The organism is Bradyrhizobium sp. 138 (assembly GCF_023074075.1).
Lineage (GTDB): Bacteria > Pseudomonadota > Alphaproteobacteria > Rhizobiales > Xanthobacteraceae > Bradyrhizobium.
This window is the reverse complement of the sequence record NZ_JADPKT010000003.1, coordinates 628,368-650,509: the sequence shown is the minus strand read 5'-3', so window position 1 is coordinate 650,509 and position 22,142 is coordinate 628,368. Positions and strand designations below refer to the sequence as shown.

Sequence of the window (22,142 nt, the reverse complement as noted above, 5' to 3'; positions counted from 1 at the left end):
GTTAGCGCATCGCGGCTGTGCGGGAGGGCAGATACGGTCCGGACGGGCGGTCGGGCGGCCCGAGCACGCTCCAGACGGCGACCCCAACCAGGGCGGACGTCATGATGGTCCAGACGATCAGTCGCTTGCGCATCAGGCCCAATCCGTCGGTGGGATTTGCAATGCACCGGGACGCTCCCATCGTGCATTGCAAAGAGCGGCGATTCTATGAGCCCGTTCACAGGTCGAAAACAGCCGGCCCTGTCGCGAACCAATGCCGCGCCAGCGCATTGAACCGGCATGCCCCGCGAAAACGATCTCGAAGGCAAGCCCGACATGGGTGGCAAGCATGGCGGCCAGCAAGGCCAGCCCAAGCCGCCGCCACGCCCGCATGAGGGCGAGCGTGACGAGGATGTCGTGGCAAAGCGCCACACCGGCCAAACCGATCCCGCGTCGCCGCCGACCAAACAAAAGTAGCGCTGTATTCGCACCGGGAACGGCAGCCTCGCCTTGCCGTTACCTGATCCGCGGGCGAATGAATCGAACGGAGGCTGGCACGTGTTTTGGATCTATTGGGACACCGTCTGGTCGCTCATCATCAGCGGCATCATGTTCGCCACCATCGTCAGCCACCCCGACGCCGAAATCGCCGAAGTGCGTGCCGCAAAACGTTTGATGTGAGCACGTCGCGCCTGCGTCAAGTCATGACGCGCGAAAAGCGCGATGACGATCGTCATCGCGCTTCCGACCCGACCCGCGGTCAGTAGTCCCAGAAGGCCGGCACCCAGCGGAAGTGGTCGCCGTCGACCGCAACCCGGCCGACCGAGGGGAACGGCATGTGGGTGGCGACGAGCAGCTCTTCGTTCGCCGCCAGCTCCCGCAACAGACGGACCCGAACGCGGGCGGCCTCTTCCGGATCATGCTCGAAGCCGTTGTGCCAGTCGGGGTGGTCGAATCCGACAGTGAACACGGCATCACCGGCGAATGTCAGCCGATCGCCGCCCGATGCCAGCCGGACCACGCTGTGCCCGGGGGTGTGGCCGCCGGTGCGCGTGACCACCACGCCGGGCGCCACCTCGTGCTCGTCCTCGAAGGTGCGCAGCTGGTTGTGGTACTCCTTCGCGAACCGCGTGGCGGTCGCCCGAAGCGCGTCCGGGAATCCCGGCGGCATCGAGACGTGGGAGAAATCGGGCGCCTCCCAGAATTTGACCTCGGCGGCGGCGACGTGGATCCGCAGGTCCGGCCGCAGCCGCTCCCTTACCTCGTCGATGAGCAGCCCGCCAATGTGGTCCATGTGCATGTGCGTCAGCACAACGTCGGTCACGGACTCGAGATCGATGCCGGCCGCTTCCAGCCGCTTGCTCAACTGGCCCGCCCGCGGCAAGTGCAGATCCGGATCGGACCCGAGCCCGGCGTCGACCAGGATGGTCTGGCCGCCGCTACGCACCACGACCACGTTCAGCGCCCAATCGAACGCATCCGGCGGCAGGAACATCTCCTTCAGCCAGGCCGCGCGGACCGCCGGGTCGGCGTTGTGGGCCAGCATCGCGCCCGGCAGCGTCAGCACGCCATCGCTGATCACCATCACGTCGATCTCGCCGATCTTCAGCGCATAGCGCGACGGGACCAGCTCTTCGGGGCGCGATGTCGCGGGATATGAGGTGTTGTGTAGGTTCATGTTCGTCTCCTGAGTGTTGCGGATCGTCTGGTTCATCTTGAAAGCTCCTGTGCTCTGTCTTGGTGTTTAGTTCTGCAAAAGCCCCAGCGTCTGCCTGTGGTGATGGTCTAACGGATCAGCGCTGCGACTGCCCCAGAGCGATTGCCGTTGCTATCGAGTGATTGCTGCCAAAGCATGCGCGCAGCTATGCCAATCCCAAGCCGCCATCGATCGCGATCACCTGGCCCGTCACCCATTCTGAAGCGGGGCCGGCAAGTCGGACGATCCATTCTGCGACATCGTCCGGAACGCCGCGCCGTCCGAGCGGTATGCGCGCGCGCTCCTGCTCCTTGATGGCCGCAGCCTGCTCCAGGGACAGCCCCATCATGCCAGTCAGAGCGCCAGATTCTGTGGGCCCCGCAGCGACCGCGTTCACGCGTATACCGACCGGTGCGAGCTCCAGCGCCCAGCAGCGAGTCAAATGCTCCAATGCCGCCTTGCTGGACGCGTAATGGGACAGCGCGCCCGCCGGCCTGTGACCGAAAGTGCTCGAGACATTGACGATTGTGCCCTGTGTTGCCCTGAGGTGAGGCAGAGCAGCAGCGGCGAGCAGACTTGGGCCGATCACATTCACGGAGAAGATGTCCATGATCCGATCGGCCGTCGCGTCGGCCAGCGGAAGAATTGCACCTGCGCCTGCGTTGTTGACCAGGACATCGACCTTGCCCCAGGTATCGACCGCCTTGGCAATTGTGCGCCGGGCATCTTCGGCGGACGCGACATCGGCAATCAGGCCGGCAATGTTTGCATGCTCGGCAACCGTTTCCTCGATAGGGCCGGGACTGCGGCCGGTCACGAGCACCTTGTCGCCTTGTCTGGCGAAACGTAGTGCCGCCGCGCGCCCGATGCCCGAGCTGCCTCCCGTCACGATGACGACATTTTCACTTTTCATATTCGATCTCCTTCAGCTTACAGCGCAGTCCAGCCACGACAGGCCGAGGCCGCCGTGCGCTCGCGCGTGGGTGCGTGGTCGATGTCGTGTGAGGTGCCTAGAGGTCGGTCACACGCTCCGGGTCGGCCGAGGCGAGAGCGGCGGCGCGCTCGGCTTTCGGCGGATAGATCCAGACGGTGTTGATCTCCCGCTTGGTCTTCTTGGCGACGTCGCCGACCATCTCGACCTTGCGCTCCCAGCCGCGCGTGAACAGCGCGCCGGCTTCGCCAAGGTCGAGGCAGGTGACGTAGGCCTTCTGGTGATAGGGCCGCGTTGCAAGGCCGAGCAGCTCGGCCGCGGCATTGTTGCCGGCGAAGGCGCCCATCCGTGTCGCGTGCTGGCACGACATCAGCGCGTAATTGCCCTCGTCGTCGCAGCCCGCACGTGCCGCATCGCCGGCCGCAAAGACACCCTGAATGCCCGTCACCTGCAGGCAGCGATCGACCAACAAGCGGCCGAAAGCGTCGCGCTCGGCGGGAATCTGCGCGGTCAAAGGCGCCGCACGAATGCCCGCCGCCCAGATCACGGTCTCTGTCTCGATGTGTTCGCCGCTGGACAGCGTGACGCCGGATTGGTCGAGCGATGCGACGCCGGCACCGAGGCGGGTTTCCACACCGAGCTTGCGCAGCGCGTCCTCGATGACGGGGCGGGGACCTGCGCCCATGTCGGGCGCGATTGCATTGTTGCGTTCGACGATGATGACGCGGGTCTTCGCGTTTGCGCCGAGGATCTCGCGAAGCCGCGCCGGCATTTCGGTGGCCGCCTCGATGCCGGTGAAGCCGCCGCCGGCGACGACGATTGTGTCGCGCCCGCCCGTGGCCGGCCGCTTGGCGAGGCCATGCAGATGCTTGTCGAGCGCGATGGCATCGTCGAGTGAATCGACGCTGAAGCCATGCTCGGCAAGGCCCGGAATGTTGGGGCGGAACAGCCGGCTGCCGGTGGTCACGACGAGACGGTCGTAGGAGAGCGTCTTCTTCGTGCCCTTTGCCGTCGCGATCTTCACCATGCAGGATTTGGTGTCGACCGTCTCGGCAATGCCCTGCACAAAGGTGACGTCGATGGACTCGAGCATTTCGAGCAGGGGCGCGGTCAGGGTCTCGGGCTTCGGTTCGTAGAGCCGCGGGCGAACCACGAGCGTCGGCTCGGGCGCAACCAGCGCGATCTCCAGCTGGTCTGGCGTGACGCCGTGGATCTCACGCAGGCGGGCCGCGGAAAGGGCGGCGTACATGCCGGCGAAGCCGGCGCCGATGATGACTAGTCGCATGGGTTTGCTCCTTGGTTGGTAGTCTCGAAAGTCCGCGCGCGGCCGCCGCTGCTCCATCGCGGGCAGCGTCCGGTGACGACACGAAGAGATGTGAAGAGATGAAGTGAGTCGCTGGGTCTAAGGCGCCATGCAGCGTTGTAGCGGTGAAAGCGGCGGCCGGCCTTGGCGAAACACGACCGGTCTCGGGCCCCAGTCCTGATAGGGAAGACCGGGGTCATCCCGGGTCATGATGGACACCAGCGGATGCATCGGGTGCACATAGTGCGCCGGAAGCTCCACCTCCTCGCCCGTCGCCGAGGTGAAGCGAACGGCCAGCGAGAGTCCGTACAAGGTTGCGGTGGCAAGGCCTCGGCGGCGCGAGGCGATCACCCGCCGGCTGATGAAGTTTTTCCAGGTCATCTTCGGTCTCCGTCGATCGGTCTGGGCATGATGATGATCTAACCGATCAGGTCCGCCGCTGCCCCAGAGCGATTGCCGTCGCTGTAGAGCGATTGCTGCTAACGCTGGCGCCTGCGCCAGTCGCTCGGGCTCACGCGGCTCAGCTTCCGACGGCGGCCGCGAACGCCCGGTGCTTTGCTTGAACGCACGGCAGAAATGAAAGCGCGACGGCCGACATCCGACGCCAGCGCCGCGAGCGGCCCCGCGATCGAGCAAGAGCTTGTGGTGCTTCGAGCGATTATCGTCAGCGCGCGTGGCGCCTGCGCCAGTCGCTTGGCGTCTCGCCGGTCAGCTTGCGGAACGCCGCCGCGAACGCCGTCTGCGAGGAATAGCCGAGCGCGGCTGCGATCGAGACGACCGTGTCGTCGCTGTCGCGCAGCATCTTCATGGCCTGCTCGAGCCGGTGTAGGCGCAGCCAGGCATGCGGGGACAGGCCCGTGCTTTCCTTGAACGCACGGCAGAAGTGAAAGCGCGACAGACCCGCATCGGACGCCAGCGCATCGAGCGAGACGTCCGCATCGCTGTCCGACCGCAAGCGTTCGATCGCACGGAGCAGGACCTTCGGCGACAGCCCGCCCATGGTCGGCTCGAAACTGGTCGGCGAGCCCGTATGCGCAGCCAGAAGGCGCGTGGCCAGGAGATCCGTCAGCTGATGCCGGAACAGCGTGTCCAGGGCTCCATTGCCTTGCAACGTATCTGCCGCACTCAGGATCAGTCGGGAGGTGATGGCGTCGGGATGTGCGGTTCGCTCCAAGAGGTCGGCCGGTCCGACCCGGGCTTCGTCGGCAACGCGCTTCAGGATTGCGTCGGGAAGATAGAGCTGAACCACATCGACGGGCTTGGGGATATCCCACCTGGAGCTCGATCCTTCCGGGATGATGATCAGGACCCCCGGACGAAACGTGCCGATCGCGACCGATCGTCCTGTCCGCCGCTCCATGCGCTGCATCATGCCGTTATACGCCATGACCACGTGGTGGCTCATCGGCTCGACGACGTCGTGCAGCGGATCGTGCTTCCAGTGCGCGAGACCGGCGCCGGAGGCGTCCAGCGCCATGCGAAATGGCTCGGTCCTGAGCACGCGCGCCATCTCCGCGCCGGCGGCGCGCCGCTCGGAATGCGAGCTGTCGTCCGGCTGCCCGCCAGGTGAGGGTACGCCCTGCTGCGAGGCATCGCGCATGGGAGCGGTGTTTGCAGTCATGGCGTGGCTCCTTGCGGATCGCGTCGAGCTTCAAATCGGTCGTCCGTGCTTGTACGGACCTGTGCGCGTTCTATGGCTGCGAGGGCCCAGCGTATTGCCTGAAACGAGCATGTCTTGTCCGATCCTGCTCCAAGCAGGCGTGCGGTTTCGCAAACGCACGATAGGTGGACGGAACGGAAAAACGTTTGATTACAACGGGGCACGAGGCAGGTCGTCACAGAGCTGTCGCGATCGGGCTCCTCCGCGGCCAGACAAATCGAGCTTCCTTCCCGAAGCGGGTGTTCGCGCCGAAGGTTCGGAGGGCCTAAGCACTTCCGAACCGCGGTATTTGCCGTTACCGTCCATTCTCCGATCGGGGATGAACATGAGACGGCGGGAGTTCATCATTATCCTGGGCGGTGCGGCCACCTCAGGTGCGTTGCCCGCGCGCGCTCAGCAGCGTGAGCATATTCCGCGTGTGGGCATTGTGTGGATCGCTCCGCAATCGGTCGTAAGTCCGTTTCACGACGCATTCCGCGCGGGACTACGCGAGCTGGGCTATGTCGAAGACCGGACGATTGCTCTCGAAGCGCGCTTTGCGCAGGGAAAACTCGAGCTTCTACCAGGGATCGCCGAAGAGCTGGTGCGAGCCAGGGTAGATGTCCTCGTTGCACCGGCGAGCGCCATCGTTCAATCGCTGAAGCAGGCAACGACGACGATCCCGATCGTGATGGCCAATGTGACCGATCCGGTCGGGTTCGGCTTCATCAAGAGCCTGCAACATCCCGGTACAAACATCACCGGCTTTTCAAACTTGATGGTCGAGCAGGTCGGCAAGAACATCGAGTTGTTGAGAGAAATGCTGCCGGGCCTGATGCGGCTGGCGGTGCTGGTGAATCCGGCGGTGCCGGATGCCGCGCTCGTCTTGAGGGAGGCGCGCGCCTCCGCGCGCGTCCTGGGCTTTGCGGTGCATCCGGTGGAAGCCCGCCAGGCGGAGGACTTTGACGGCGCTGTCCGGCAAGCGAGCGATCAAAAATGTGATGGTCTGCTGGTCTCGACGGTCGAAGGCCTGTTCTTCGTCAACCGCGCCCGCATCATCGAAGCCGCTGCCAGACACCGGATGCCGGCCGCCTTTGCCGCGCCGCCGTTCGGGCTGGCCGAGGCAGGCGCCTTGTTGAGCTACGGTGCGAACACGCCCGACATGCTCCGCCGCTCCGCCCGCTACGTCGACCGCATCATCAAGGGCGCGAAACCGGAAGATCTTCCCGTGCAGCAGCCGGTCAAGTTCGAGCTCGGGGTCAATTTGAAGACAGCCAAGACTCTTGGTCTCGCCATTCCGACCTCCATTCTTCTGCGGGCCGACGAAGTGGTCGAATGACACCGATCAGGAGGTGAACGCGAGACCAGGGCCGCTTCCGGCCAGGGCCCGTCGTAGACACGCGCCGCACGTATCGCGATGTTCGGCCGTCGAGCGGAGCAGAGCTAAATCGCTTGTCGGCCTTCCGCCGGTTCTAGGTCAGGCTCACGCCATAGCAGGCAGACATCAATCCGAGTTGCGGATATTGCCGGTCGATCGCCGCCACCTCTTTTCGCATCTGCGTGATGATCCAATCGCGGATTTCGGCGGCGATGGGCCGCATGGGCCGGTGGCGGGGCGGCAGAAACTCGCAGAGGCGGCGCGTGGTGGCCAGTGTATCGGAGGCCGGCACCAGTGCGCCGGTCAGAAGCCAATGCGAGGTCACCGTCAGCCAGCCCAGAGCAATGCCCTGACCTAGCAGGGCGGCCTGCACGACCACGGCATAATCGGTGAAGCTCAGCCCCTTGGCGACGCCGCGGCGCCCGGTCAGAAGCGAGGCGTAATCCGCCGCCCAATCGCCCGGCGTCTCGGCGAGACGGATGATGGTGTTGCCCTCGGCGGGATCGGTCTCGCCCAGATAGGTAGGGCTGCACATCGGCAGCATGACTTCGTTCATGACCAAGGTGCCGCCGGAGGATGGCTCGTCGCGATCGCGGAAGCGCATGCCGAGATCCACGTTCTCCACCGCTCCGCGCAATGCGCCGGAGATGAGTTGGAAGCGCAGGTCGACTTGCGGAAACTGCTTCTGCAGCTTGTCGATGCGCGGCATCAGCCAATGCGTGGTGAAGGCAGAGGAGACCGACAGCGTCACCGTCTCGGTGCCCTTGCGGCGCCGCTCGATCTCGACCAGCCCGCTCTCGATGCTGCGGAAGCCTTCGAGCACGCGGCGATACAGCAGTTCGCCTTCCTCGGTGAGCACGGCGCGGCCCGCCTTGCGGTCGAACAGGCGGACGCCGAGATGCTCCTCGAACTGACCGAGCATCCGGCTCACCGCCGGCTGCGTCACGTTCAATTCCGCCGCCGCTGCGGTGAAGCTGCCATTGCGCGCCGCTGCGTCGAAGACGAACAGGGCGTTGCTGGAGGGCAGCATGCGGCGAAGCTCTGGCATAACGTCATGTTATGAGCCGCGTGAGAATTTGGCAATTGCCGAGTTTTGCCAAGTCTGGTGTCATTGGGATGACAGCCTAAGCATAGGGGCTTCGAGAGAAGATTTGGTGCGGCGCACAGTTTGACGGTGCGTGCTCCCAATCCCTGTCTATAAAGCAGGCTTATGGCGCGCAGTGAGGCGCGCAGGACATGACGAGGTCGATCGTTGGACAAACGAGCGGAAAGCGTCGAGATCAGGTCCGCGAGCAAGGCTTACGGCGCGGTGCGCGCCCTTGATGACGTGTCCCTCAATGTCGGCGCCGGCGAGTTCGTCTCGCTGCTCGGCCCCTCCGGCTCCGGCAAGACCACGCTGCTCGGCATTTTGGGCGGCTTCATCCTGCCGACGTCAGGCACGATCCTCTTTGGCGGGCGCGACGTCACCTACATGCCGCCGCACAAGCGCGACATCGGCGTCGTGTTCCAGAACTATGCGCTGTTCCCGCACATGAGCGTCGGCGAGAACGTCGCCTTTCCCCTGCGCGCACGGCGCCTGCCGAAATCCTCCTGGCCGGACAAGGTGCGCGCCGCGCTCGGCATGGTCGACCTTGCCGGCTATGAAGAGCGCGGCATCGCGCAACTTTCCGGCGGCCAGCGCCAGCGCGTCGCGCTCGCGCGCGCCATGATCTTCGAGCCGCGCCTGATCCTGATGGACGAACCGCTCTCTGCGCTCGACAAGCAGCTGCGCGAATCCATGCAGATCGAGCTGCGGACGCTGCACAGGCGCATCGGCGCGACAATCATCTATGTCACGCACGACCAGCGCGAGGCGCTGACCATGAGCGACCGCGTCGCCGTGATGAAGGACGGCCGGCTGGTCCAGATCGACGCGCCCGAGCGGCTGCACGATCACCCCGCCGACTCCTTCGTCGCCAGCTTCATCGGCGAAGCGACGATGCTGCCTGTTCGCCGCGTCGATGCGTCCAGCGTCGCGCTCGGCAATGCCTTGCTGCGCAGCGCGCGCGCCATCCCCTCAGGGGATGCGCTGATGCTGGCCGTGCACAGCGAGAAGCTGCTGATCGACGATGGTGCGCAGGATGGCGCCTGCAACCGGTTGACCGGGACGGTCACCGACATCGTCTACCAGGGCGAGAGCTTGCGCATCTTCCTTGCGCTGGAAGGCGGCGTTGCACTCAGCCTGCGCCAGCCGGCCTATCACCAGGCCTATAGCCGCATTCCGCCGCTCGGCGGCAGCCTCACCGTCGCGCTCCACCCCGAGGACACCATCGTCGTGCCCCGGGTGGGCGACTGAACTTAAAGCCGCGACCAACCAGAGAGAAGAAGCCACATGTCGACCCAAGCCGCGTTCAGCAATTTCAAGGTTCTCACTTTCGACGTCGTCGGCACCTTGATCGACTTCGAGAGCGGCGTGCTCGCAGCAGTCCGCAAGATCTCCGGCAAGACGCCAGCTGAGCTCAGCGACGAAACGATCTTCGAGTCCTACAAGCGCGGCCGCGACAAGCACTATGAGCGCTCCAGCGAGGTGATGTTCCACGTCTATCGCTATCTCGCCAAGGAGCTCGGACTGCCCGCTGATGACGCCTCCTGCGATGTGTTCCAGCTCGCCGTGCTGCGCTGGGGCCCGTTCCCGGATTCGGTCGAGGCCTTGAAGCGCCTGCGCACCAGGTTCCGCCTGGTCGCGATGACCAATGCCGACCGGGTCGCGCTGTCCTGCTACGCGCATGCGCTCGGCAACCCCTTCGACGACACCGTCTGCGCCGACGATACCGGGGTGGCCAAGCCGAATCCGGAATTCTTCGCCTATAACAAAGGCCGCCAGTCCGCCTTCGGCTACAAGCAGTCCGACATTCTGCACGTCGCGCAGAGCCAGTACCATGACATCGGCATCGCGCGAAAACTCGGCTACAAGGTGTGCTGGATCGAGCGCCGCCAGGGCATCGCCGGCTTCGGCGGCACGCCGGCGGTGGAGACGCTGACCAAGCCGGACTTCCATTTCCCGACCCTGAAGGCGCTCGCCGACGCGGCCATTGGGCCGGCGGCGTAACGGATGAGCGGCGGCATGACATGGGACTGGAGCGCGCTGCCATCGGCCAATTCGCTGTGGGAAGCCACGGCGGAGCCGGCGCGCGACTATCCCGTGCTGTCGGGCGAGAGCCAAGCCGATGTGGTGATCATCGGTGCCGGCTACACGGGCCTCTCCGCCGCGCACCACATCGCCAAGAGCGGGCTCAGCCCCGTCGTGCTCGAGGCGAACCGTCCTGGCTGGGGAGCGAGCGGGCGCAATGGCGGTGTGATCACTGCAAAGTTTCGCCTCTCGTTCCGCGAGATCGACGCCGTGCACGGCCGCGCCATGGCGCGGCGCATGTACGAGATCGCGCATGAATCGACCGACATGGTCGAGGAACTGGTGTCGGAGTTCGGCATCACCAGCGCGAACCTGACGCGCACCGGTCAGGTCAAGGCCGCACATAACGAGACGACGCTCCGGGCCGCGATCGACGAAGCCAACTGGATGACGCGCGAGATGGGATCGGCCGAGGTCCGCATTCTCGACAAGAACGGCGTGCGCGAGGAGACCGGCTCCGACATCTTCGTCGGCGGCGTGCTCAATCCCGGCTCGGGCGGCATCCACCCGTTGAACTATCTGCGTGGGCTCGCGAATGGCGTGGCTGGCCGGGGCGTCCCGATTTTCCAGGAATCGCCGGTCCTCAAGCTCCGGCGGGAGATGGACGGCATCGTCGCCGAGACACCGCAAGGCGCGGTGCGTGCAAAGCAGGCAATCATCGCCACCAACAGCTACTCCGACCTGACCAGTGCCACCGCGCATCTGCAGCGCACGCTGATCCCGTTTCGCAGCGCCATGGTCGCGACGGAAAAACTGCCGCGCAACCTCGCGGGAAAACTGATGCCGACCGGGCGCACCTATACCGAGACCAAGCGCATGATGCGCTGGTTTCGCATGGTGGACAACCGCGTCATCTTCGGCGGCCGCGGCGCCTTCGGCAAAGAGGATTCGCAAGCCGCGTTCGACGCGCTGCGCAAGGCGATGGTCGGCATTTTCCCTGACCTCGCCGATATTCCGCTCGAATACAAATGGTCGGGCCTCGTCGCGATGACGCTGGACTCGGTGCCGCATATCGGCCGGCTCGATGACCGCACGCTGGTCTCGCTCGGCTACAACGGCGCCGGCGTTGCGATGTCGAGCCTGATGGGCCGCTATCTCGCCGCCTTCGTGCGCGGCGAGACGCCCGACGTCGGCCTGCTCGATATCAGGCGCATGAAGGCGATTCCGTTCTATCCGCTGCGCGAGCCCGCCGTGCGCATGGTCGCCGGCTGGTACCAGTTTCTCGATGCGATCGGTCGGTGAGATCTCTTTGGAGGAGGTGAGGATGACGATGAAGCAGAAGTTTGGACTGGGCTGCGGGCTGCTGGGCGCTATCGGATTTGCCAGTGCGGCCGGTGCGGCCGAGCAGATCACCTTCGTCTCGCAGGGCGGCGCCTATCAGCAGGCGCAGACGGTGGCGATCCTCGATCCCTCCGCCAAGAAGCTCGGCATCACCATCAACCAGGATTCCATTCCCGACGCCTGGCCCGCGATCAAGACCCAGGTCGGCAGCGGCAAGCCGATTTGGGACGTGGTCGACACGCCGACCGGCAATTGCCTGCGCGGCGGCGAGCAGGGCCTGATGGAGAAGCTCGACTTCTCGAAGATTCCGAACGGTGCCGCGATGCCGGAGGCGTATCGCAGTCCCTATTCGGTGTCCTACGAGTTCTATTCCAGCGTGCTGGCCTACAGCCAGAAGACCTTTGCGAAGGACGCGCCGAACAGCTGGGCCGATTTCTGGGACGTGAAGAAATTTCCCGGCCGCCGTGCGCTGCGCAACCACCCGTTCGCGACGCTCGAGGCCGCGCTGATGGCCGACGGCGTCGCGCCGGACAAGCTCTATCCACTCGACGTCGACCGCGCCTTCAAGAAGCTGGAGGAGATCAAGCCGCACATCACGGTGTGGTGGACCTCGGGCGCGCAGTCGGCACAGCTCCTCAACGACGGCGAGGTCGACATGGAGATGGCTTGGAACGGTCGCGTCAGCGCCGTCGCCAAGGAGGGCGCCAAGGTGTCGTTCACCTATAACCAGGGCATCCTGCAGAGCACCTCACTCTGCATCCTCAAGGGCGCGCCGAATCTCGCCACGGCGGTGAAATTCCTCAACGAGGCCGTCGATCCCGTGCACCAGGCCAATCTGCCGCTGCACATCGACTATGGCCCCGGCAATCCCAAGGCGTTCGAGACGGGCGTCATCAAGCCCGAGCGCGCCGCCCAGTTGCCGAGCGAGCCGGCCAACGCCGCCAAGCAGGCGCTGATGTCCTACGCCTGGTGGTCCTCGCCGGCCGGAGAGGCCGCCGAGAAGCGCTGGGCGTCGTTCATGCAGAAGTGAGACGAGAGGCGCCCGTGATGAGCGCAAGTCGAATCAAGGCCAACGCTGCGCTCCCTCCCCCGCCTGCGGGGGAGGGTCGGGGAGAGGGTGTCTCGACAGCGAAGGCTCCCCAAGAGGACAGAGCCCTCACCCGGATCGCTTTCGCGATCCGACCTCTCCCGCAAGCGGGAGAGGTGAAGGTCTCCAGACCAGCGAGGCAGCGTTGACGGCATCGGTATCAGATCCCTCCCAGAAGCATCAGCGCCGCGAGCATGCGCTGATGCTGGCATTGGTGTCGCCGGCGCTGCTGGTGATCCTGGCTCTGATCGTGCTGCCGGTCGGCTGGCTCGCCTGGCAGTCGATCTACCATGACGGCTTCACGCTGGAGAACTACCATCGCGTCTTCACCGAAGACGTCTACTGGCGCAGCTTTGCACTGACCTTCGAGATCAGCCTCGCCGTCACGGCAATCGCGCTGCTGCTCGGCTATCCCGTGGCGTACCTCGCCAACTCGGTTCCGAAGGGCTGGAGCATCCTGATCCTGTCGCTCGTCGTGCTGCCGTTCTGGACCAGCGTGCTGGTGCGCGCCTATGCCTGGCTGGCGCTGCTGCAGCGTACCGGCGTGATCAACCAGTTCCTGCGCTATCTCGATGTGATCTCGGAGCCGCTCGCCCTCGTCCACAACACCTTCGGCACGGTGGTCGCGACCGTGCACATCCTGCTGCCCTTCATGGTGTTGCCACTCTATGCCACCATGCAGAAGATCCCGAGCGATCTCATGCAGGCCGGCGCCAGCCTCGGTGCGAGCCCGTCGCTCACGTTCATGCGGGTCTTTCTGCCGCTGTCGCTGCCGGGCGTGCTCGCCGGCTGCACCATGGTGTTCGTGCTCTGCCTCGGTTTCTACATCACGCCGGAGCTGCTCGGCGGCGGACGCACCGTGATGGTGTCGATGCTGGTGAGCCGGAATGTCGAGCTCTACAACCAGTTCGGCGCGGCGAGCGCCGTCGCGGTGGTGCTGCTCCTCAGCGTGCTCGCGATCTTCTTCGTCGTCAGCCGCTTCATCTCGCTCGATCGCGTGTTGGGGCAAAAATGATGCGCGCCTCGCCCGCACGGATTGCCCTGTACGTGGTCAGCGCGCTGGTGCTGGTCTATCTGATCCTGCCGGTCCTGATCATCGTGCCGATCTCGTTCTCCAGCGCGCGCTTCCTGACCTTCCCGCCGCCGTCCTTTTCGCTGCGCTGGTACCAGCAATATTTCGCCAATCCGGCCTGGATGCAGGCGACGCGGGTGACGCTGACGGTGGCGCTCCTCACTGTGGTGATCGCGACTCCGCTCGGAGTTGCCGCCGCCTACGCCATCAGCCAGTCGAAGCTGCGGGTCATGCGGCTGATCCACATGGCGCTGCTGTTGCCGCTGGTGGTGCCGATCATCATCACCGCGGTCGGCATCTTCTTCGTCTATGCCAGGGTCGGCCTGGTCGCGACCATGCCCGGCCTCGTGCTGGCGAACGTGATGCTGGGCCTGCCCTATGTCGTCATCTCCGTGCTGGCGGGCTTGCAGAGCTTCGATCCCGCGCAGGAGATGGTGGCGCGCAGCCTCGGCATGAACCGCCTGCGCAGCTTCTTCGCGGTGACGCTGCCGCAGATCAAGTCCAGCGTGGTCGCCGGGGGCATCTTCGCCTTCATCTCGGCGATGGACGAGACCATCGTCGCGCTGTTCATCTCCGGCGGGCAATACCAGCCGCTGACCAAGCGCATGTTTACTGCGCTTCGCGACGAGATTGATCCCACGATCGCTGCGATATCGACGCTGATGACGGCAGCCTCCTTCTTCCTCGTGCTGCTCGCAACAAGTCGACAGGGGAAGAAAACGTAGAGCGAATTTCCGCTAAGCCGCCGCTTGCGCCGTCAGCAGCTGCTTCAGTTTCGCCGCGGGCACGGCCGGGCTGAACAGCCAGCCCTGCATCTGGCTGCACCCGAGCTGGCGCAGCACCTCGCGCTGGGCTTCGGTCTCGACGCCTTCGGCGGTCGTCGCCATGTGGCGGGCGGCGGCCATGTGCACCACGGCCTGCACGATCGGCGAGGAATCCTCGGACTGACCGATGTCGCTGATGAAGCTGCGGTCGATCTTGATCTTGTCGAACGGGAAGCGGTGCAGATAGCTCAGCGATGAATAGCCGGTGCCGAAATCGTCGAGCGCGATGCGCACGCCGAGCTCGCGCAGCTGCTGCAGGACCGTCAGCGCCTCCTCATCGTCGCGGATCAGCACGGTCTCGGTGATCTCGAGCTCGAGCCGCCCCGGCGCAAGGCCGGTTTCCGCGAGCGCCGCGGCGACCTTGAGCGCCAGCGTCCGCGAGCGGAACTGCACCGGCGAGACGTTGACCGCGATGTGAATCTGGCCGGGCCAGGAGGCGGCCTCGAGGCAGGCCTGCTTCAAGACCCATTCGCCGATCTCGCCGATCAGCCCGGTGTCTTCCGCCACGGGAATGAAGTCCGCCGGCGAGATCATGCCGCGCTCCGGATGGCGCCAGCGCAGCAGCGCCTCGCAGCCGGTCACGACATTGGCCGCGAGATCGACCAGCGGCTGATAGTGCACCTCGAACTCGCCGCGCAGGAGCGCCTGACGCAGATCGAGCTCGAGCTGACGGCGCAGCCTCGCCTTGGCGTCGTATTCGGGCGCGAAGATGCGGTAGGTGCGGCGCCCTTCCGACTTCGCCGCGTACATCGCAAGGTCGGCGCGCTTGAGCAGGTCGTCGAGATTGTCGCCATGGTCGGGCGCGATCGCGATGCCGATGCTGGCATCGGTCGGGACCTCATGGCCCTTGCAATCGACCGGCATGCGCAGCGCGCTGAGGATGGTCTCCGCCAGCGCGGTCAGCTCGGCCTTGTCGCTGGTGCCGGCCTTGACGATGGCGAATTCGTCGCCGCCGAGCCGCGCGACGAGATCGTTGGCGCTGACGCAGGCGCGCAGGCGCATCGCCACCTGGCGCAGCAGCTCATCGCCGACCTCGTGGCCCAGCGAATCGTTGACGCCCTTGAACTCGTCGACGTCGATATAGAGGATGGCGAATGGCTTCCCCTCGCTGAGCTCGGCAACGCGCCGCTCCAGATGGCCGCGCATCAGGACGCGGTTCGGCAGGTCGGTCAGCGCGTCGTAATGCGCCATATGCGCGATGCGCTCGTCGGTGCGGATGCGGGCGGTGACATCCTCATGGGTCGCGAGCCAGCCGCCGGCCGCGCCGGGCTGGTTCTTGACCTCGATCAGGCGGCCGTCGGTGGTCTCGACGATGGCGCTCTGGGTGCGCCCGACATTGCCCAGGATGTCGTCGCAATAGGATGAGACGTCGCCGTGGAACGATCCGGTGTCGTGGCGATGCTGGATCACGTCGCGGAAAGTGGCGCCGGGCTTCACCACGTCGGCGGACAGGCCGTACATCTCGATGTAGCGCCGGTTGCAGACGACCAGCCGCTCGTCCTGATCGAACATCAGGAGCCCTTGCGTCATCGTGTTCATCGCGGTGTCGAGCCGCTGCTTCTCGAGCGAGAGCCGGCGCGTCACCTGGCGGAAGATCAGGAACAGGGTGAGCACCAGCAGGCCGATCGAGAGCACGGCGACGGTGACGAAGAATTTGGTTTGCGTGCGCCAGGTCGCGAGCGTCGCGTCCAGCGACTTGGTCGCGACCACGACCAGCGGCTCGCCGGTGAGCAGGCGCGAGGCGACGATGCGGTCCTTGCCGTCGATCGGGCTTGCGAGCTGCATGGAGACGAAGGTGCGCTCGAACACCGCCATCTGCTCCGGCGTGCCCTTGCGAAAGTTCTGCCCGATCATCGTATCGACATGCGGAACGCGCGCGAGCAATTGGCCGTTCTGGTGGTGCATCGCGATCGAGGAGTCCTCGCCGAGCCCGCTCGAGGCGAAGAAGGATTCGAGCTGCTCGGGCGCGATCGCGCGCGAGACGATCCCGAGGAATTCGCCGTGCGGGCCGGACACGCGCCGCGCGAACACGATCGCCGGTGCGTTGCCGATCCGGCCGTGCACGACCTCGATCTCTTCCTGCGCGGTCGGATCGTTCTTGAGGCGGTCGAAATAGCCGCGGTCGGCGACCGAGACGTCGGCGACCGGCCAGCGGCGCGACGAGTTGATCAGCATGCCCTTGGAATCGAACAGGTTGGCACCGGCAACGTCGGACCAGCCGCTGGCCTTTGACCGCAGCACCTCGTGCATGGCCAGCGTGCCCATCTCGCTGCGGAATATTTCGGCGGATTCGATGCCGCGGCTCTCGAGCTCGGCGATGATGCTCTTCTGCAGCACCGCGAAGTCCTCGAACTCGCGGTCGAAATGCCGGGCCAGGAGGCGCACGGAGTTTTCTAGGCTGTCGCGGCCACTCTCGATCGCGTTCTGCCGGAAGCGGTCGACGGTGAGCGCAGTGCCGACGGCGGTCGCGGCCATCAGCACGAAGCCGCCGGCGATCAACCACGTCAATGGCGCTCCCCGCCAGCGACGGAGCAGCGCGCGCATGCGCGCAGTCCATCGGATCGATGTGCCCATGCAGCCCTCCCGCGGCATGCAGGATGCAGCAAAACCGAAAAGACCGCGTTACCAGCGAAGGTTACGGAACCATGAATCGGAGCGGAAATCAGGCGGTTGGTTTCATCGGGCGCGGGCAGGTCCCGTTGCGCGTAGGGTGGGCAAAGGCGCGCTCTTCGCGCGCCGTGCCCACGATCTGTCTGTAATGGATAGAGGTGGTGGGCACGCGTCCGCCTTCGCTCTTCGAGCTACGGCGGTCGCTTTGCCCACCCTACGAGACCTGCACTCACCGCCTGATCTCCCATCTCAACGCTTCCGCATTCGCCTTGGCGAACATCCTGGGCACGTCGAACTTGCCGGTCGCGAGATCATAACGGCATTTCCAATCTGCCAATCCCTTCACGGCGACGTTCTTCGGATGCTTGTCCATCGCGCCCGACAGTGAGATCACGAGGTAGCGGTTGTCGGGCCAGCGCACGCCGAGCCAGCGATAGGCCTCCTCCGTGCCTTTCACGAGATTGGCCGAGAGGTGGTAGTCGAGCTTCATCCCGTTGGTGTCGGGCCGGCTGTGGAAATAGGCCCAGGCGAGGTCGCTGAGCGATTGCTTCGTTGCGCTGACGAAGGCGCCGTTCTCGACATGGTAGAGAAACAGGTCCTGCGCGCCGGAGCCGGTCTTCTGCATCCGCACCAGCCATTGCGAGTTGCTGGTGAAGCGGAAGCCGGCCGGATAGCCCTGCTCCGGCTTCAGCTCGGTCAGCTGGTCGCCGCGCCGCGCCCAGGCCTGCCATTTGATGTCGAAATCCCCGCCGTCCTTCATGTATTGCTCGAGCCTGATGGCCTTGTCGGGCGAGGTGAAAGCGAGCTCGGCATCGTCGGAAAGGACGAAGCCCGGCGGCGGGCCGGAGGCCGCGAGCGCAGGGGAGGCGGCGAGCGTCAGGACAAATGCCAGCCATTGGGCGGGACGGCGAAATACGGTCACGGGAAAATTCCTTAAGAAATGCCGCGATGCGGCCTTGGTGATGTGACGCCGGCGGAGTGGCGCCGGTTCATCCCGGAACAGCGGTCTCATCCCATCGACCGGCTTGCTGCCGCGGCCAAATCGGCGCACCTTGCCGCCCTCGGTTGATTTGCTCCCTAAGGTTCTTTTCCGATGATCACCGCGTCCAAGGCCTTCATTGCTCTTTGCCTGCTGGCGCTGGTCGGCACGGTGCTGGTGATCGGCCCGGCCGAGCTGCGCCGTCTGCTGCCTGATGGGACCAGGACCGCAATCGCCGCCAAGCCGGAGGCCAAGGCCGACCTCAAGCCGGAGCCGAAAACGGAACAGCCGAAGCTTGCCGCCGCCGCGCCGCCTGCGCCGGTGGCGGTCCCGGCGCCCGAGCCGAAGGCGCCCGCGCTGGCCGAGACGCAGAAGCAGGTTACGGCGCTGCCCGAGCTCGCGCCGGTCAAGCCGCCCGCGGCCACTGATACCGGCCCCCGTTTCGACGTCGCCCGGGTGGACGATCACGGCGAGGCGGCGGTGATCGCCGGCCAGGCCGCGCCGGGCGCGAAGGTCGAGCTGCTGCGTGACGGCAAGACGCTCGACACCGTGGTCGCCGACGCCTCGGGCCAGTTCGTGATGACCCCGCCGCAGCTTCCCGCCGGGTCCTATGAATTGACGCTCCGGGCCAAGGCGCCGGATGGCACGGTCACGCAGTCCGGCCGCACCATGCCGGTGACCATCGCCGAGGCCGCGCCGCCGCCGGCGCGCCCGGTGCCGGTCGCGAAACAAGAGCCGAAACAGGCCGAGAAGGCCGATGACAAAGCGGATGTCGTGGCCTCGCTGCCGTCGGGCGGGCCGCGTCTTGCCGCGACAGCCGACCGGTCCGCGGCCCGGCCGAAATTGACCGGCGCGCCGAAACCCAAGGTCATGGCGCGCGCGCCAGCCGCGACAGCGGTGGCATCGGCCTCGCCGGCGGACGCGCTCCACGCCGCGCCAGCGGAGGCAGGCGGCAACCGCGTGATCTCCCGCGGCGACAGCCTGTGGGCGCTCAGCCGGCTCGCCTATGGCGACGGCGCCCGCTACGCCGTGATCTTCAACGCCAACCGCGACAAGATCCACAACCCCAATTTGATCTATCCCGGCCAGACCTTTGTGATGCCGAAGGCGGAGTGAGGGGGGCCGTCTTTCCTCTTCCTTTGTTACAGGGATAGGTAAGTCACCGCCCGCGACGCTTTGCCCTGTCTGGCCTGGGAACAATTGGTTCCCTTGCGTGTCATCTCGATGCGGCGCAGTGCGCGCTGGCGCTGGGAGGAGGCCGAATTGGTCAGGTCAGCGGTCGTGTCGGGAGGCATGCGGCTGGCGCTCGCCGGCGCGGCCCTCCTGATTGCAGCAGTGCTGCTGCCGAACAGAGCCGAGGCGCAATTCGGATTGCGCGGTGGTCCGCTCGGCGTTGCGCGTTTCGCCGTCGGCCACGTCATCGGCATGTCGCGGCTGCGCCATTCGCGCATGGCGGTGCGGGGCGGCCGGTATCGCTCTGCTGCCATGAGATCGCAGGATCCGCGCGGCGCCGAGCGCGGGCAGCCTTCCAATCCCTACATCGTCCGTGCGGCGCTCTCGGCGCAAGCCGCGCTGGCGGGCTGGCACGGCGGCCGCCGCCCGCAGGGCTGGTGGCGCCATCCGGATGGCAGCTATGGCTGGGCCGGCCCGGTGTTCTGGCCGTTCGCGCATGACGATCTCGCCAATGCGATCATCTTCGCCGACACCACCAGCATCTCGCTTTATGGCTATGGCGACATCTATGCCGCGATCTTCTCGCCCTACGCCGCCACCGAGCTCGCCGCCTACACCGCGCCGCAAGGCCGGCGCGCACGCAAAATCCCGTCGGCGCAAAACATCTGCGATGTCAGCGATCCCGCCGGCTTCCCCGCGGATCTCATCTCCGCGGCCGTGCAGCCCAACGAATTGCAGCGCACCGCGCTCGACGAGCTCGTGAGCGCCTGGCAGGCTGCCCGCGACAGCATCCGCGCCACCTGCCCGGCAGAGGTGCCCGCGACCGCGGCGGAGCGCCTCGGCCTGATGCGCGAGCGCCTCGCGGTCATGATCAAGGCGATGGACAATTTCGCGCCGGCGCTCGCGAAGTTCGAGGGTCTGCTCGACGACGGCCAGAAGGCAAAGCTCGACGGGCTGGCCAGGGAGCGCCGCGCCGCGCTGGCCGCGGGCCAGAACAAGGACGCCCAGGCGGCCGCCGCGTGCGACGCCGACGCCGATCCCCGCTATGACGAAAAGCTGCAGCGCCAGTACGAGCAGCTCGTGCAGCAGCAATGGCCCGCGGGCGACATCGCCTCGACGCTCCGCCTCGACGAGGTCGCGCGCGCCCGCTTCGAGGTGCTCCAGGACACCACCCTGCGCACCATGCAGACGCTCAGCGCCTGCCCGTCACAGCCCGCCGCGACACCCCAGGCCCGCCTCACCGCCGTCAAGGCGCGACTGGAGACGATGCTGCAAGCCGTGAACGGCGTCACTGATGCGCTCGATGATTTCGAAGCTGATCTGAGCGACGAGCAGAAGGCGACCTTCGAGGCGATCGGGCCGAAGCGCGGGGCGTGATCAGCCGCACGCCCAGTCGAACTTCATATCCCTGAAGTCGAGCTGCGCGTTGCCGGTGCCGAAATTGTAGCCGCCGAAATATTCCTCGAACTCGATGTAGAACGGGCTCATCTCCGGCACCGCCTGGCACGGCCGCATGGTGCCGCCGAGATGGTTGTGGGCGTGGTCCTTGGCCCAGTCGTGCAGGCGGTAATTCTCGGGGCTCGGGGCGCCGTCAAAGTAGTAGTAGGACTGATAGTCGCTCGGCGGGTTGCGCGGGACGTGCGGGTCCTGCGGGGCCTTGCCTGCGTTGGGATCGCTCGCGCGCGGCATCAAAACGATTGCGAGGTTCGCTGTCAGATCGGCGCGCGGAGGGCCCGCGAACATCTTCTGCGCAAAGGGCGGGGCTGCCTGATAGAAAGCGCTGGCGCCGCCGACATCGAGCCAGCGCGGCCGCTCCACTGTTGCCAGCGCAAGCGGCGCCGGCGGCGCCGCGAACGCGCCTTTGTACTCGCGCCTGGTCAGCAACAGCGCGGCATATTCGTAGTCGAGGATGTCGGTCATGCGCGACAGCCGCGGATGCGACGGCCGTGCCAGCACGGCTTCGCGGATCTCGGGGGCAGCGGTCGCGCCGCCGTCGGTGTGATCGGCCGGGGTGGCGAAGAACGACAGCGCGACGATGTCCTCGCCATGCACGCGATAGTCTTCCGGCAGCAGCAGCGTAAAACCGTGCATCAGCGGATAGCCGGTGACCGGATCGAGCGGCCATTGCTCGGACGTGATCCCCGGCGGCAGCCCATAGACCCAACCGTGGTCGCGCCCACGCTCAGCGGGCCGGTCCAGCATCTGCAGATCATAAGCACGCGAAGGCAGGGCAATCGCCACGGGTCGTCTCCGATCAGAGCCGCCTCGCCGTTGAGGCGAGGGTTAGTCGCGGGGAGGCGGGATGTGGTTCGGGGTATCGTGCCGATGGTTACAACATTCAAGCGCCTTGCACCGCTGCGCTCCCTCCCCCTCTTGTCCGCCGAAGCCCGCATTCGGGCGAAGGCGGATGCGGGGAGGGCAATCGCATATGGGAGCGATCTCGCCCGTGGCCATCCTTCGAGACGCCCGCCTTTGGCGGGCCCTCAGGATGAGGACCGAGTGCGCGGCAGAAGTTTCAACGAGCACCAATGCTGCTTAGCCTCATCCTGAGGAGACCGCGAAGCGGTCGTCTCGAAGGACGAGGCGCGCGCTCAAGTCTCGCTAAACGCCATATGCGATAGCGTGTGCGGCTCACGCCGCCGAGGTCAGCGGCCGCGCCCGCTCGATCCGCTTGCGGTCGCGGGCGGAATGCATCGCCTCCCACAAATCGGTTCGCCGCTGCACGTTCAGCCAGAAGTCCGGGCTGTTGCCGAAGACGCGGGCCAGAATCAGCGCGGTGGCCGCGGTGACGTTGCGGCGGTCGTTGCAGAGTTCGTTGACGTGCTTGCGCTGCACGCCCATGGCCTCGGCCAGCGCGCCCTGGGTCAGGCCCATCGGCTTCATGAATTCCTCGGTGAGGATTTCGCCGACCGTGGCCGGCTTGCGCTTCGTCATCAGCATGGGTCACCTGTAGCTGTGGTCGTCGAGATCTTGTGGGGCGCCTCGTCAGCATGATACGTGAAATCAACGACGGCGCGGTCG

General features: G+C 65.9%; 22 protein-coding genes. 11 read left to right on the top strand and 11 right to left on the bottom strand.

Annotated elements, in window-relative coordinates:
• Position 1: 1 nt before the first annotated feature.
• Entirely contained in the window at positions 2-133 is a 132-nt protein-coding gene (locus IVA79_RS36750) for a hypothetical protein (protein ID WP_256465540.1), read from the bottom strand.
• A 146-nt stretch (positions 134-279) separates the two neighbouring features.
• Between IVA79_RS36750 and IVA79_RS03995 the strand changes: the two genes are divergently transcribed.
• Positions 280-456, top strand: coding sequence for a hypothetical protein (locus tag IVA79_RS03995; protein ID WP_247550485.1), 177 nt, complete (start codon positions 280-282; stop codon positions 454-456).
• Between the two features lie 81 nt (positions 457-537).
• On the top strand, positions 538-660 hold the full coding sequence (locus tag IVA79_RS36740) for a hypothetical protein (RefSeq protein ID WP_256465545.1): 123 nt from the start codon (positions 538-540) through the stop codon (positions 658-660).
• Positions 661-739: 79 nt separating this feature from the next.
• Here the strand turns inward: IVA79_RS36740 and IVA79_RS03990 are convergent, their stop codons facing one another.
• From IVA79_RS03990 to IVA79_RS03970, 5 genes are all read right to left on the bottom strand, one after another.
• Positions 740-1,693, bottom strand: a complete 954-nt coding sequence (locus IVA79_RS03990) for an MBL fold metallo-hydrolase (RefSeq protein WP_247550484.1) — start codon at positions 1,691-1,693, stop codon at positions 740-742.
• A gap of 148 nt (positions 1,694-1,841) precedes the next feature.
• Positions 1,842-2,588 carry an SDR family oxidoreductase gene (locus IVA79_RS03985; protein WP_247550482.1) on the bottom strand — a complete coding sequence of 249 codons (747 nt, stop codon included), beginning with the start codon at positions 2,586-2,588 and terminating at the stop codon, positions 1,842-1,844.
• A 97-nt stretch (positions 2,589-2,685) separates the two neighbouring features.
• A complete protein-coding gene (locus tag IVA79_RS03980) occupies positions 2,686-3,891 on the bottom strand; it encodes an NAD(P)/FAD-dependent oxidoreductase (protein WP_247550481.1) in 1,206 nt (401 codons plus the stop codon).
• Positions 3,892-4,008: 117 nt separating this feature from the next.
• Positions 4,009-4,290 carry a hypothetical protein gene (locus IVA79_RS03975; RefSeq protein ID WP_247550480.1) on the bottom strand — a complete coding sequence of 94 codons (282 nt, stop codon included), beginning with the start codon at positions 4,288-4,290 and terminating at the stop codon, positions 4,009-4,011.
• Positions 4,291-4,573: 283 nt separating this feature from the next.
• A complete protein-coding gene (locus tag IVA79_RS03970) occupies positions 4,574-5,530 on the bottom strand; it encodes an AraC family transcriptional regulator (protein ID WP_247550478.1) in 957 nt (318 codons plus the stop codon).
• Between the two features lie 358 nt (positions 5,531-5,888).
• Between IVA79_RS03970 and IVA79_RS03965 the strand changes: the two genes are divergently transcribed.
• Positions 5,889-6,887: an ABC transporter substrate-binding protein gene (locus IVA79_RS03965; RefSeq protein WP_247550477.1), complete on the top strand. Its 999-nt coding sequence runs from the start codon at positions 5,889-5,891 to the stop codon at positions 6,885-6,887.
• Between the two features lie 133 nt (positions 6,888-7,020).
• Here the strand turns inward: IVA79_RS03965 and IVA79_RS03960 are convergent, their stop codons facing one another.
• Positions 7,021-7,974, bottom strand: a complete 954-nt coding sequence (locus IVA79_RS03960; protein ID WP_247550476.1) for a LysR family transcriptional regulator — start codon at positions 7,972-7,974, stop codon at positions 7,021-7,023.
• A 204-nt stretch (positions 7,975-8,178) separates the two neighbouring features.
• On the opposite strand from IVA79_RS03960, the gene IVA79_RS03955 reads away from it, so the two are divergent.
• From IVA79_RS03955 to IVA79_RS03930, 6 genes are all read left to right on the top strand, one after another.
• A complete protein-coding gene (locus tag IVA79_RS03955) occupies positions 8,179-9,261 on the top strand; it encodes an ABC transporter ATP-binding protein (protein WP_247550475.1) in 1,083 nt (360 codons plus the stop codon).
• Positions 9,262-9,297: 36 nt separating this feature from the next.
• Entirely contained in the window at positions 9,298-10,014 is a 717-nt protein-coding gene (locus IVA79_RS03950; RefSeq protein WP_247550473.1) for an HAD family hydrolase, read from the top strand.
• Between the two features lie 15 nt (positions 10,015-10,029).
• Complete coding sequence (locus IVA79_RS03945) at positions 10,030-11,337, top strand: FAD-binding oxidoreductase (RefSeq protein ID WP_247550471.1); 1,308 nt, start codon at positions 10,030-10,032, stop codon at positions 11,335-11,337.
• 22 nt (positions 11,338-11,359) lie between these two features.
• On the top strand, positions 11,360-12,406 hold the full coding sequence (locus tag IVA79_RS03940) for an ABC transporter substrate-binding protein (protein WP_247550470.1): 1,047 nt from the start codon (positions 11,360-11,362) through the stop codon (positions 12,404-12,406).
• Positions 12,407-12,665: 259 nt separating this feature from the next.
• Complete coding sequence (locus tag IVA79_RS03935; RefSeq protein ID WP_247550570.1) at positions 12,666-13,478, top strand: ABC transporter permease; 813 nt, start codon at positions 12,666-12,668, stop codon at positions 13,476-13,478.
• A complete protein-coding gene (locus tag IVA79_RS03930) occupies positions 13,475-14,260 on the top strand; it encodes an ABC transporter permease (protein WP_247550469.1) in 786 nt (261 codons plus the stop codon). The genes IVA79_RS03935 and IVA79_RS03930 overlap by 4 nt, the downstream gene beginning before the upstream one ends.
• 12 nt (positions 14,261-14,272) lie before the next feature.
• Here the strand turns inward: IVA79_RS03930 and IVA79_RS03925 are convergent, their stop codons facing one another.
• Positions 14,273-16,933 (bottom strand): EAL domain-containing protein, encoded by a 2,661-nt coding sequence (locus IVA79_RS03925; protein ID WP_247550466.1) that lies wholly within the window; start codon positions 16,931-16,933, stop codon positions 14,273-14,275.
• A 265-nt stretch (positions 16,934-17,198) separates the two neighbouring features.
• Positions 17,199-17,891 carry a hypothetical protein gene (locus IVA79_RS03920; protein WP_247550465.1) on the bottom strand — a complete coding sequence of 231 codons (693 nt, stop codon included), beginning with the start codon at positions 17,889-17,891 and terminating at the stop codon, positions 17,199-17,201.
• Positions 17,892-18,062: 171 nt separating this feature from the next.
• On the opposite strand from IVA79_RS03920, the gene IVA79_RS03915 reads away from it, so the two are divergent.
• A complete protein-coding gene (locus tag IVA79_RS03915) occupies positions 18,063-19,064 on the top strand; it encodes a LysM peptidoglycan-binding domain-containing protein (RefSeq protein WP_247550464.1) in 1,002 nt (333 codons plus the stop codon).
• Between the two features lie 177 nt (positions 19,065-19,241).
• Positions 19,242-20,498, top strand: a complete 1,257-nt coding sequence (locus tag IVA79_RS03910) for a Spy/CpxP family protein refolding chaperone (protein ID WP_247550569.1) — start codon at positions 19,242-19,244, stop codon at positions 20,496-20,498.
• On the opposite strand, the gene IVA79_RS03905 is transcribed toward IVA79_RS03910, so the two are convergent.
• Both IVA79_RS03905 and IVA79_RS03900 read right to left on the bottom strand, forming a co-directional pair.
• Complete coding sequence (locus tag IVA79_RS03905) at positions 20,499-21,362, bottom strand: hypothetical protein (RefSeq protein ID WP_247550463.1); 864 nt, start codon at positions 21,360-21,362, stop codon at positions 20,499-20,501.
• Positions 21,363-21,752: 390 nt separating this feature from the next.
• Positions 21,753-22,061, bottom strand: coding sequence for a HigA family addiction module antitoxin (locus IVA79_RS03900; RefSeq protein WP_247550462.1), 309 nt, complete (start codon positions 22,059-22,061; stop codon positions 21,753-21,755).
• Positions 22,062-22,142: the final 81 nt, after the last annotated feature.